Origin of the sequence: Neobacillus cucumis (assembly GCF_016908975.1) — a bacterium.
Classification (GTDB): Bacteria; Bacillota; Bacilli; order Bacillales; family Cytobacillaceae; genus Neobacillus; species Neobacillus cucumis.
The window spans coordinates 1-11,922 of the sequence record NZ_JAFBEX010000049.1; the positions used below are offsets into that span (position 1 = coordinate 1).

Consider the following 11,922-nt stretch of genomic DNA (forward strand, 5'->3'; position numbering starts at 1 on the left):
TCGACTTGCATGTATTAGGCACGCCGCCAGCGTTCGTCCTGAGCCAGGATCAAACTCTCCAAGAAAGTTGATTAGCTCATTTTGTTACGTTGGCTCATGATCTATATATATATATATATATATATATATATAGAAGAAACATGATAATTATTGTTTGTTGACGTTTTTGTTTGTTTAGTTTTCAAAGAGCAATTTCTTCACCGCTCAGAAGCGACTTTATTAATATATCATCTGCACTCAGTGAAGTCAACAACTTTTTTCGAAAAAGTAATTTTCTTTAAAAGCAGTGACAAGAAGTAATATTAACAGAAACAATTAAAAGTATCAACTGTTTTTTTTGTTAACCCCAATCACTTAGTGACAGGAATTCATTCTACTAGAATATCTTACATACGTCAATACCATAAAAATAATTATCATCCTTTTTTTTATAAAAAAAGCTTTATTGTATATTTACTCATGATCTGCCCATAAAACCAGTGGGGTGTTTCTCTATGAGAATCCATCGGCGGCCTAACATAAATAGGGTTGAAATGACCGATAAGAGATAGTGATTGGTTAAGGCTTTTTGCGATCTGGTGAATTTCGAATCATCAACACAAGAACTTGTCTGATTGGTCACAAAAAATAGCCCTCAAGACTGGTCTAAAACACTCCTTGAGGGCATTCAGTAATACTATATAAAAGGGGGGGAAGAAAAAACTTGTCTTTATAATACCCACCTATCCTTAAGAAAAACTTAACATACAAAAATATCTATCGACATGATATATAAAAAAGCAACAATATTCCCCGGAAAATGATAGATAATCTTGAGAATCTACATATTGTTACAGGAGCCCCTAAAGTCAGCTTTAGCACCCTCTTTTACAAAATAGCTATCATTCCCTTTACGTGCGACGCATATAAGCCCGAACCGTAATCGGCGCAAAAATCGCCACTATGACCGCAGCACCAATAAGAGAAATCGCACAATCCCATCCAACCTCTCCCTTGTTAGCAAGTTCACGGACCGCCGTAATGAGATGCGAGAGCGGGTTCACTTTGACAAACCATTGGAGCCAATTGGGCATCGTATCAACTGGAACAAAAGCATTGGAAAGGAACGTAAGCGGAAAAAGCACGAGCATCGATATCCCTTGTACACTCGAAGCCGTTCGCGCAATCACACCAAAGAAAGCAAAAATCCAGCTCATTGCCCAGGAACACACAATAACCAGCACTCCTGCAATAACCACATTCCCCAGCCCGCCATCTGGCCGATAGCCCATGATATACCCCATCGAAAAGGTAAGTACGGTCGCGATGGTATACCGGATAGTATCCGCCAAAAGAGCACCAGCCAAAGGAGCAATTCGTGCAATGGGAAGGGATTTAAACCGGTCAAATACACCCTTATCCATATCCTCACGAAGTTGTACTCCCGTAACAATCGACGTCGTAATCACAGTCTGTACAAGGATGCCGGGAATAATGACAGGCAAATAGTTCTTTACATTTCCTGAAATGGCCCCACCAAAGATGTACGTAAACATGAGCGTAAAAATAATCGGTTGGAGCGTGACGTCGAACAATTGCTCGGGTGTGCGCCGTATCCTCAGTAAACCTCGATAAGCCATGGTCAATGAATTTCGTACCGTCTGACCAAGACTCGTATGGTTTTTCAGTTGGCGAGTGGCCAATGACGGATATGATGTATTCCTCATCCCCTTACCTCCTCTACTACATCCCATTGTTCGGACGCACTAGTGGCGTCCTCCTTGGCACTATGCCCTGTAAGGGTCAAAAAGACCTCATCCAGTGTCGGTTTCTGTACACTCAACTCTGCCAGGTGGATTCCCGCCTCACGAAACGCAATAAACAGATCCGTGACTCGGTCCGCATCCGCCATCGGTGCAATAATCTTCCCGCCTTCGGACGACACGTTTGCCTTGGCCTGAAGCACCTTCTCAACGATGTGACGGGCTGCCTCAAGATTCAGTGGATTTTGAATACGCAAGTGCAAGGATGAGCTGCCAACCGATGACTTCAGTTCATCCACCGTGCCCTCTGCCACGACGATGCCTCGATCAATCACCGCAATCCTGTCAGCCAATTCATCTGCTTCTTGTAAGTACTGTGTGGTTAACAGGACGGTCGATCCCGTCTGCACCAATCGGCGAATGGTGTCCCACATTTGATTGCGTGTGCGAGGATCAAGCCCTGTCGTCGGTTCATCTAAAAAGATGAGCGGCGGCTGTGCGATGAGACTAGCTGCCAGATCCAGACGGCGTCGCATTCCGCCGGAAAAATTTTTCAACGGACGGTGAGCGGCTTCAGTTAAACCAAATTCCTCGAGCAGCTCCATTGCCTTTCGTTTGGAGTCTGCCCGCCCCAACCCTAGCAAGCGGGAGAAAATGATTAAATTCTCCGTAGCGCTTAGCGATTCATCAACCGAAGCATACTGACCGGTAACCCCAATCAATTGACGCACGATCTGAGACACCTTCGCCACATCATGCCCGAAGATGCGAGCCGAACCTGCATCTGGCCGCAGTAATGTCGCTAGCATTCTAATCGTGGTAGTTTTGCCTGCCCCATTAGGACCAAGCAGACCGTAGATGGTCCCAGCCCGCACGTTCAGATTGACACCGTCAACCGCACGATGATCGCCAAAAGTTTTGATGAGTCCGCGAGCTTCAACGGCCCAATCACCATTGTCTGGAATCGTTCCATGTATAGGTTTCATTGCCATTCCTCCTTCATAACTGGCTACAGCTTAACAGGCCTTTATGAACTGAATATGAACTTCCTAAATTTAGGGCTCTCCACTTTCTAGTTCATATTAAGTTCATAAAGAAGGAGTATGCTAAAAGGACCAGAATATTTCTTAAAAGGAATCATTACTATAAAAAAGGATGGAAGTCATGACAAAAATTTTAATCGTAGACGATGACCCTCATATTCGCAAATTGGTTCAGGTCATCTTGTCCGAGGAAGGCTTCTCCATTCTCGAAGCGCAGGATGGGAAAGAAGCTTTAACCTTGCTTGATAGGGAAAAGGTCGATCTCATTATTCTTGATATCATGATGCCCAACATGGATGGCTGGGATCTTTGCGAGGCAGTTAGGTCTTATTATCCTGATTCCCTCCCTATCTTAATGCTGACAGCCAAGGGCGAAACAGCCCAAAAAGTAAGAGGCTTCAATCTTGGGGCTGACGACTATTTGGTTAAACCCTTTCATCCTGCTGAATTGATGGCGAGAATAAAGGCATTACTCAAACGTTACCATATCACCCTTTCCAATAAGGTAAGTATCGGAAATGTGGAACTGGATCGCTCTACCTATCAGGTGTTAAATGGCACGAATGAAATGACCTTACCGCTTAAGGAATTTGAACTTTTGTATAAGTTTGCCGCCTATCCTGGGAAAACTTTTTCCAGGGAACAGTTGATTGAAGATATTTGGGGTTATGATTACGAAGGAGATGAGCGAACCGTCGACGTTCATATTAAACGCCTCCGCCAACGTTTTTCAGAAGAGAACTGTTCTTTTAAAATAACGACCATTCGGGGACTTGGTTATCGTTTAGAGGTCAAAAAATGAAAATCACCAAGATTTTTAAAAAAAGCGGAGAAGTATTGTCTGTTTTAATCCTTTTATTTTTATGTTGGACAGCAGCTTATTTCATTAGCTCTTGGTTTTACGATAGCTATTCAATCAATCGTTTATCTTTATACTGGAAACAAGTCATTGATTCTTTTTTGGGATTTTTCCTTTTTGGCCTGATCATGTTTGGCATTTCCAAAGTTCGCTTTTTCCAAGAAAAGCAGACTCTCTTTTTACGGCCTATGATTGAGGCGATGAAAAAGATGGCTCAGGGGGACTTTAATATTGATCTTTCTTTTTATAAGAAGGAGTTTGGAAATCGAAATCATCCTTTTAATGAAATAGCAGAAAGTATTAGCCATATGGCCAAAGAACTCGGCGAGATGGAACAAATGCGCCAAGAGTTTATCTCAAACGTTTCTCATGAAATTCAATCGCCTTTAACCTCCATTTCCGGTTTTGCTCATGCCTTAAAAAGTGAAAATCTATCGAAAGAGGAACGTTCACAGTACCTGCATATAATAGAGGTCGAAAGCATGCGTCTGTCAAAGCTAAGCGAAAATCTGTTAAAGCTCACTTCATTAGAGTCAGACCATCCGCCATTTGAGCCCAAAACGTATCGCTTAGATCATCAATTACGGAGAGTCATCCTTGCGATTGAACCACAATGGAGAAATAAGGACCTTGAAATGGAAGTTTCTCTACAAAAGCTAGCTATTACTGCGGATGAAGACCTGATGGATCAAGTTTGGATTAATCTTATCCATAATAGTATTAAATTTACACCCGCGAATGGAAAGATAACCGTGAAAGTAGAAAAACAAGAAACCGGTAGAATAGCGGTGAGCATTAAAGACACAGGAATGGGGATGACGAAAGAAGTTCAAATGCATATATTCGAGCGCTTCTATAAAGGGGATCCATCCAGAACCCGCACCAATGGCGGCAGTGGATTAGGCCTTTCCATCGTCAAGAAAATTATTGAAATGCATAAAGGGCATATACAGGTAGAAAGTTCCCCTAATGAAGGAACTGAAATAAAAGTAGTAATGGAATCATGGGGACGGTTCTAGTGATTCGGAATCACTAGAACCGTCCCCTTGATTCTCTTTTGATTCTACAATGAAGATTTCCCCGAATTTTGCTTCTCGATAATCGGTTCGCTTCCCGCGGCATATCGGTAAACCAGTTGCCCGCCAAGCCATCCCCCGATTAGAAGAAAGATAAGTCCTAAAATGGAGAGGGAAACGGAACTGATTAACCGCCACCCGGATGGAGTCTCAACACCGAAACGAATAAAGAAGCTAGCAGTATACAAGATAATCGCCGTCATCATAATGGTCATATGACTTATTGCAACACGCTCTGCTGCCCCCTTCTGAGGAATGGACATAAAATCCATCATACCCGTAATCAGTGCAGGAATTGACATAATAAGTCCTATTGCAAGAGTATAAAACGAAAAACTCCACCAGAATGAAGCCTCTATCCAGACTCGAAGCAGATCACCAAGTAACGACACTGGCAACAAGGACATCGGAAAATGCGTAATGACCGGATGTACCGGGTGCCCGAACAGCCTAAACTTGCCCCGCTGTTTCATTTTATCGTCCACCACTTACAAGATTCCGACCAGTAAAAAGACATAGGCGATAACAGCGACTAAGCCATGAATGACGATTAGGCCTTTAGGATGTGCCTTCCCGCGTAAATGGTAAGAAAATAGCACGAATCCGCCAAGCGCAGTGATGATGAATAATACCAAGGAAGTGATCAGAAGTGATCCTGCAGCCCCCTGGACGATGCCAATAATTAACGTAACTAGCCCCGCTGCAGCAACTAAGCCATGAATAATGGATAGCCACATCGGCATATTCCTTTGACGAAGCCCTGAAACCCCAAGCACCAGACCACCAAGAGCTGCAACCGCAAAAAGAACTGCTGATACATTAAGCATCTTTACCACTCCCTTTAGCTTAATAATTCTAATTAACCAAATGAGCTTTTGATTAATTAGAATATTGCAAAAACTCCATTCCCCATATTATACTTATGTATTAATCAAAGAATAACTTGTTTAATTATTTTTTTTGAAAAAAGCTCACTTCTAATAATGGAGGTAATCGGTGTGAGTATAAACATAAATCAGTTCCCAAGCGCTCGACGAGAGATTTTAGATTATCTGAAGCAATATAGACAGGCAACTGTTGCTGACCTCTCCTCCCATTTGCAGATGACGGGTGAGGCCGTCCGTCAGCATCTTCTCCAACTTATACAAGATCGATATATTGAGCGTCAATCTGAAAGAACCCTGGGTGCAAGTGCTGGCCGCCCTACTTTATCTTACAGACTTACATCAGAGGGTGAACATCTTTTTCCTAAAAGCTACGATCAGCTGTCCATAGAACTGATTGACACAGTTATGTTGCAGCTTGGAGAAGAATCTTTAAAACAAGTCCTTTCCAGTATGACAGAAAGCCGGGTAAAACAATTGGAATTTCGGTTGCAAGGGTTAAGTTTTCCGGAACGAGTGGCTGCCTTAAAGGATATTTATATGGAAAACGATTCATTTATTGAAATCGAACAGAATGGGGAAGAAATTTTACTGATTGAACGGAATTGTCCCTTTGCAAATGTTGCCATGAAACGACCAGCCCTTTGCAGTGTGACGGTTAACGTTCTCACCATGCTGCTTGGGTTTCATGTAGTCCGAAAAGAAACCTTTCAGAGCGGGGACGGCCGATGCGTTTTCAGCATTCTTACCAATAAACCGGTTGACACCAGGTCATATTCCTTTTTACTTGAAAAGGGCAGCTAATGTCTGGAATCTGAGAGTAAGTCCAGACTGTCAGCTCAAAAACCCGTCATCTATAGTTTTCCTTTATTCTTATCCTTAATCAAGTAACCAGCGAAATTAAGATAAGCGGAGATTTTCCGTTTAAATTCAGAATGGAGCTCGTTTTGGGGAAAATAAGGGGAGATTTTCCGCTTATGCAAAGAAAAATCCCTCTTTTTCACGTTATTCGAGAAAATAGGCGGAATCTCTCCGTCTATTTAAGCTATTTTAAATGCTAATTGCTAATTAAGCGGAATTTTTCCGTTTATCAGATATAAGGGAATAAGGGAGGTGTCAATATTCACTTAGAGTTCGAAAAATTCCATCCACAAACATAATTTTAAGATGATAAATCTTTGACTCTATGGAAATTGATGAAAATGATTTAGTAATAGAAATTGAGACCCCCCATGTAATTACAATTAAAAAGCAGAACACCAGTCCTATTATGGATTGGTGTTGTTCTGTTTCCCTAAAAAACCTCATTTACTTATGATACGGTTCACCGCACCAGTTTAAGTGGCAGTTTTTTGATAAAAAAAGAACACCTTATAAAAGGTGTCAATTGACCTTATTATTTTAGGATATTGTCAACTGCGGATTTCATGGTATAAATCACTGTTTTTTTGTAATGGACTGCTATTAGTAGGACTTTTATTTGTTCGGCACGCGATAAGGTTTTAAAACGGGGCTCTTGTTTTAGAAAGGAACGAACAATTGACCAGCTAGGGGGCATTAAAGGAAAGTCATCCAAGGGTTGCTTGTTTCGTAAACGATGAAACCACGACATCATACAGTTGGAACTATTTTTATCAACTATACACGGGGCATAAATACTTTTGGTGTGTTTTTTTAGGGATTCGAATCGGTCTTGCCCGCTAATAATGGTGTAGGTGCCATCCTTGCGATTTTTTTTCACAACCAAAACAAACATGCAATCCCACATTAATCTCTGAAGTTTCTTAATATGTTCGGTAATTTTCTGCGATAAATCAGGTCTGATTTTGCTAAGTGGTATATACTGTATCGTGAATTTCATACCCAGCCCCCCATTATCCTAAAAATTGGATTATAAACAAGAAGGGTTTCCCTTTCAACTCATATATTCAGTTTCTTAAAAAAAGTAATTTATATTTTATATGTATGAAATAGGTGCATGTCACATACGGAATAATTTCTAATAACAGGGGACCTATCCGACAATCTTTTTTCTGTGTTATTACATCACATTTAATTTTAGGTCCAGCACTGGAAATCACAAGAAAAACATGTAACTGTCCCATTTGTTCATTATTTCAGGAAATATCTAACTTGTTTAATTGAGGTAACATCTCCCTACACTAAGAAAAGTGGAATGCAGTATGAAAAAATTGCTCAATATAGGGTGATGAAATGGAAGCGAAAAAAATTAGTGAAACGCGTGTTATTCATACCGACCAAGTGTTGCTTAATGATTTGAATAATTATGATACATTATTTGGCGGGGTTCTGATGAAGAAGATGGATGCCTGTGCAACACTTTCGGCTCGCCGGCATTCACGAGTAAAACAATGTGTTACTGCATCGACAGACTCCGTTAATTTTCTTCACCCCATTCGGCAAAGCGATTCGGTCGCGATCGAATCCTTTGTTTGCTATACAGGTAGAAGGTCAATGGAGATTTTCTGCAAAGTAGTTGCTGAAGATCTTGAAACAGGGGAACGAAAAATTGCCGCTACAGCTTTCTTTACTTTCGTCCCTCTAGATGAAAATAAAAAACCTTTGCAAGTCTTAGAAGTCATTCCAGAAACGGACGAAGAAAAATACCTTTACGAAACCGGAAAAGAACGCGAGGAAATTCGCAGACTCAAAAGGGAGCAAAATAAAGAGCTCGTATCCAGACTCTCACCGAAAAAAGCATGTACTTAAGAGGTTGGAACATGTTAGTCTCAGCAAATTATGAAGATTTGCTTGACGCAAAAATGGCATTGAACAATTAGGTGAAACAACATTTACTTATGATACGGTTCTCCGTGACTATTCTAAATGAGGATAAAAAGGATATTCAAATTGAGAAATTTAATAATCAAATATTTATCCAACACCAATCTGCTCCTCTATTGTTGATCCTGACTCAGCCAGTCATTAACCTCATTGAATCAAACTTTTAATAAATTTTCTTGCAGGGTCATCCATTAATCGATGTACTGGATGCAATAAATAACACTTCTCATTGTTATTTATTGCATCCATAACTTCTTGTTCCGTATATTTAGGCAAGTAGCGCATCCATTTACCTACATTATGTGGATACGTTTTTGTTTTTACCCCTAGTGAATTGGCTAAAGTTATAAATAACATTTCTTCTAAAGCAAATACTTCCTTTTCAGTTTGCTTCATCATCTTTTTCATATCTTCAAACTTATTAAAAGATAGTAATTCCTTAACGAACTTCCGACTAAAAACTTGAGAACCAAAGCATGCATAAAAATGTTCCGTATTAAATATTGGCTGCCATAAATGCCATACTTTTTTCATGAACTTGGCTGGTCCCCACCACTCATCATCAGGTGGTACTATTTTAACATCGGCACCCATAAAATCAAATTCTTCCATTTCTGATATGATAAATTCCTCAAACCCCTTTTTCGTAAAAAGAGAATCTGAATCTAAATTGATGAAATAGTCATATTCATAGCCACTATTTTCAAGCCACTCCATCACATTTAAAAAGAACCACGAAAAATCTTGTCCCCATACCATTGGAAACGAAGTTGGGCAAACAGGTATACCTAATCCATTACATAAATTAGGGTCTTGTCCACTCTGAAAAAAGACAATTGAAGCATTTGGACAAAAGTAACGGATGTTCTCTAATTGATCTTTAATTACATCTCTATTTTCGTGAACAGGGATAGCAAAGCATATTTTTTTCATTTTAAATTCTTTCCCCCAAAAGTAAGTAGATAAGTTCTGATTTAAGGTGATTAGGGATATAGGAGCATTAGAATAAATCCTACTCCACAAACTTTATTCTCCTTTACTCCATTTTTTAATTTCGTCGTACGTACCCAAATCTCTATATCTGCCTTCATCGTAACAGTGAAGATTCACTTTGTTCTGTATTATTAAGGGTTTTAAAGCATCAGTTAGTATAAGTTCCTTTTCACTCAATGTATTACTTTCATTAGCAATAAATTGATGAAGGACTTCTGTAAATTCAGGATCCCATACCATCGCGCCCCACATCCACTTTAAGTTAGTAGATATAGGCTTATCATTTATACATTTAACCTTTCCAGTTAATTCTGAGAATTCAACCATACCAAACTTGGTAGGATTATCAGTTTTAAATCCTGCCATTGTCACTTCAGATGTCTCATCTTTCTGGTGAACATGTAACAAAGTTTTAAGGAAATCCAATGGTTGTACAAAAGTATCCGGCATGGAAAATACTACAATTTTATCTTTTATCAAGTGGTAAGCTTCATTTATCGAATGAGGAAGGGACAGAGGTTTGGGATGGACACAATAAGAGATTTTTACACCAAATTGATTACCATTCCCTAAATAATTAAGGATGTCCACTTTTTGAGGATTAATTGTAATGACTAAATGATCTATTCCAGCTTTTTTTAAAGCGTTAATTGTATATAGGATAATGGGGCTATAGTGTGAAGTATAGACATTAGGAAATAATTCTTTAGAAAAGGGCAAGGAAAGTCTACTTCCTCTTCCTGCACAAGGAATTAAACCAATTTTCTCCAGGAATATCAACTCCCATGTTTTAAATGTTTTATACTATAGTCTATTTAAAAATCAAAAGTTTGATTGGATAATTTAATCATTTAAGACATCCCATTCCTTAATGAATCTTTACCTGAAATATCGCTTTTAAAATTTAATTATATTCACCTTTTTTCGAATCCACGATTTGAGCCAGCGAACCACCCTATTCAAACCATGCCAAAAGTCTTTAGAAACTTACGTAACTATTGCTACATCAGCCACTTACCTATTCGCGATTGAATGCAATGTTGTTAAGAACAAGGAAGCCATGGCAAACAAGTTTTATACGTCTTACTCTACACAAGTAATATATTCAGTCATAGACTATTAGAAAATTACCTGTTGAAAAGCCCGGATCACAAATTGTTTGTGGCCGGGCTTTTTCATTTTATCTTATCAAAAAATGAAAGGACAAAAATTATAGATTTAAAAAACCTCATTTACTTATGGTGCCGTTCACCGCACCTGTTTAACCGGCAGTTTTATAGTGTAAAGATACGGGTAACTTTTAACAGAATATCCGCTCTTGTTTGTATTTCTTCGGGCATCGTCATCCTTTTTTGGTTTGCCCCTGTCCGAAATTGGTTCGTCTTCGGACACAGCCTCGCTCTTTTGGTTTTGCCTTGTCCGAAGTTGGTTTGTCTTCAGACACAACCTTGCTCTTTTGGCTCTGCCTTGTCTGAAATTGGTTCGTCTTCGGACACAACCTCGCTCTTTTGGTTTTGCCTTGTCCGAAGTTGGCTCGTTTTCGGACACAACCTCGCTCTTTTGGTTTTGCCTTGTCCGAAGTTGGTTCGTTTTCGGACACAACCTCGCTCTTTTGATTTTGCCTTGTCTGAAGTTGGTTCGTCTTCAGACACAACCTCGCTCTTTTGGTTTTGCCTTGTCCGAAGTTGGCTCGTTTTCGGACACAACCTCGCTCTTTTGGTTTTGCCTTGTCCGAAGTTGGTTCGTCTTCAGACACAACCTTGCCTTTTGGTTTTGCCTTGTCCGAAGTTGGTTCGTCTTCAGACACAACCTCGCTCTTTTGGCTTTGCCTTGTCCGAAGTTGATTCGTCTTCAGACACAACCTCGTTCTTTTGGTTTTGCCTTGTCCGAAGTTGGTTTGTCTTCGGACACAACCTTGCTCTTTTGGCTCTGCCTTGTCTTAAGTTGGTTCGTCTTCGAACACAACCTCACTCTTTTGGCCCTGCCATGTCCGAAGTTGGCTCGTTTTCGGACACAACCTCGCTCTTTTGGTTTTGCCTTGTCCGAAGTTGGTTCGTTTTCGGACACAACCTCGCTCTTTTGATTTCACCTTGTCCGAAGTTGGTTAGTCTTCAGACACAACCTCGCTCTTTTGGTTTTGCCTTGTCCGAAATTGGTTCGTCTTCGGACACAGCCTCGCTCTTTTGGTTTTGCCTTGTCCGAAGTTGGCTCGTTTTCGGACACAACCTTGCTCTTTTGGTTTTGCCTTGTCCGAAGTTGGTTCGTTTTCGGACACAACCTCGCTCTTTTGGCTCTGCCTTGTCTTAAGTTGGTTCGTCTTCGAACACAACCTCGTTCTTTTGATTTCACCTTATCCGAAGTTAGTTCGTCTTCAGACACAACCTCGCTCTTTTGGTTTTGCCTTGTCCGAAGTTGGTTTGTCTTCGGACACAACCTTGCTCTTTTGGCTCTGCCTTGTCTTAAGTTGGTTCGTCTTCGAACACAACCTCACTCTTTTGGCCCTGCCATGTCCGAAGTTGG

14 protein-coding genes and 1 rRNA gene are annotated in these 11,922 nt (G+C 40.3%); 4 read left to right on the forward strand and 11 right to left on the reverse strand.

Annotation, left to right across the window (positions count from 1 at the left end; all coding sequences use genetic code 11):
• The 3 genes from JOC76_RS29165 to JOC76_RS29175 all read right to left on the reverse strand — a co-directional run.
• Positions 1–65, reverse strand: a 16S ribosomal RNA gene (locus JOC76_RS29165); the annotation flags it as partial.
• Between the two features lie 825 nt (positions 66–890).
• Positions 891–1,706 carry an ABC transporter permease gene (locus JOC76_RS29170; RefSeq protein ID WP_205182281.1) on the reverse strand — a complete coding sequence of 272 codons (816 nt, stop codon included), beginning with the start codon at positions 1,704–1,706 and terminating at the stop codon, positions 891–893.
• A complete protein-coding gene (locus tag JOC76_RS29175) occupies positions 1,703–2,728 on the reverse strand; it encodes an ATP-binding cassette domain-containing protein (protein WP_205182282.1) in 1,026 nt (341 codons plus the stop codon). Before JOC76_RS29175 ends, JOC76_RS29170 begins: the two co-directional genes overlap by 4 nt.
• Before the next feature lie 178 nt (positions 2,729–2,906).
• On the opposite strand from JOC76_RS29175, the gene JOC76_RS29180 reads away from it, so the two are divergent.
• Positions 2,907–3,587, forward strand: coding sequence for a response regulator transcription factor (locus tag JOC76_RS29180; RefSeq protein ID WP_205182283.1), 681 nt, complete (start codon positions 2,907–2,909; stop codon positions 3,585–3,587).
• Positions 3,584–4,663: a sensor histidine kinase gene (locus JOC76_RS29185; RefSeq protein ID WP_205182284.1), complete on the forward strand. Its 1,080-nt coding sequence runs from the start codon at positions 3,584–3,586 to the stop codon at positions 4,661–4,663. Before JOC76_RS29180 ends, JOC76_RS29185 begins: the two co-directional genes overlap by 4 nt.
• Positions 4,664–4,707: 44 nt before the next feature.
• Here JOC76_RS29185 and JOC76_RS29190 read toward each other — a convergent pair whose 3' ends face one another.
• Both JOC76_RS29190 and JOC76_RS29195 read right to left on the reverse strand, forming a co-directional pair.
• The gene (locus tag JOC76_RS29190) at positions 4,708–5,193 is read right to left on the reverse strand and encodes a DUF2231 domain-containing protein (RefSeq protein ID WP_205182285.1); all 486 of its coding nucleotides are present in this window, start codon (positions 5,191–5,193) and stop codon (positions 4,708–4,710) included.
• Positions 5,194–5,208: 15 nt separating this feature from the next.
• Positions 5,209–5,547 carry a hypothetical protein gene (locus tag JOC76_RS29195; protein ID WP_205182286.1) on the reverse strand — a complete coding sequence of 113 codons (339 nt, stop codon included), beginning with the start codon at positions 5,545–5,547 and terminating at the stop codon, positions 5,209–5,211.
• Positions 5,548–5,718: 171 nt separating this feature from the next.
• Here JOC76_RS29195 and JOC76_RS29200 point away from each other — a divergent pair, with 171 nt between their 5' ends.
• Complete coding sequence (locus JOC76_RS29200; RefSeq protein WP_205182287.1) at positions 5,719–6,408, forward strand: helix-turn-helix transcriptional regulator; 690 nt, start codon at positions 5,719–5,721, stop codon at positions 6,406–6,408.
• Positions 6,409–7,000: 592 nt separating this feature from the next.
• On the opposite strand, the gene JOC76_RS29205 is transcribed toward JOC76_RS29200, so the two are convergent.
• Positions 7,001–7,465, reverse strand: a complete 465-nt coding sequence (locus JOC76_RS29205; protein ID WP_205182288.1) for a hypothetical protein — start codon at positions 7,463–7,465, stop codon at positions 7,001–7,003.
• A gap of 353 nt (positions 7,466–7,818) precedes the next feature.
• Here JOC76_RS29205 and JOC76_RS29210 point away from each other — a divergent pair, with 353 nt between their 5' ends.
• The gene (locus JOC76_RS29210; protein ID WP_205182289.1) at positions 7,819–8,334 is read left to right on the forward strand and encodes an acyl-CoA thioesterase; all 516 of its coding nucleotides are present in this window, start codon (positions 7,819–7,821) and stop codon (positions 8,332–8,334) included.
• Between the two features lie 222 nt (positions 8,335–8,556).
• On the opposite strand, the gene JOC76_RS29215 is transcribed toward JOC76_RS29210, so the two are convergent.
• From JOC76_RS29215 to JOC76_RS29235, 5 genes are all read right to left on the reverse strand, one after another.
• Positions 8,557–9,342 (reverse strand): hypothetical protein, encoded by a 786-nt coding sequence (locus JOC76_RS29215; RefSeq protein WP_205182290.1) that lies wholly within the window; start codon positions 9,340–9,342, stop codon positions 8,557–8,559.
• A gap of 93 nt (positions 9,343–9,435) precedes the next feature.
• Positions 9,436–10,182, reverse strand: a complete 747-nt coding sequence (locus JOC76_RS29220) for a sugar phosphate nucleotidyltransferase (RefSeq protein ID WP_275591435.1) — start codon at positions 10,180–10,182, stop codon at positions 9,436–9,438.
• Positions 10,183–10,744: 562 nt separating this feature from the next.
• Positions 10,745–11,209 carry a hypothetical protein gene (locus tag JOC76_RS29225; RefSeq protein WP_205182292.1) on the reverse strand — a complete coding sequence of 155 codons (465 nt, stop codon included), beginning with the start codon at positions 11,207–11,209 and terminating at the stop codon, positions 10,745–10,747.
• A 44-nt stretch (positions 11,210–11,253) separates the two neighbouring features.
• Positions 11,254–11,469 (reverse strand): hypothetical protein, encoded by a 216-nt coding sequence (locus JOC76_RS29230; RefSeq protein ID WP_205182293.1) that lies wholly within the window; start codon positions 11,467–11,469, stop codon positions 11,254–11,256.
• An 18-nt stretch (positions 11,470–11,487) separates the two neighbouring features.
• A complete protein-coding gene (locus JOC76_RS29235) occupies positions 11,488–11,781 on the reverse strand; it encodes a hypothetical protein (RefSeq protein ID WP_205182294.1) in 294 nt (97 codons plus the stop codon).
• Positions 11,782–11,922: the final 141 nt, after the last annotated feature.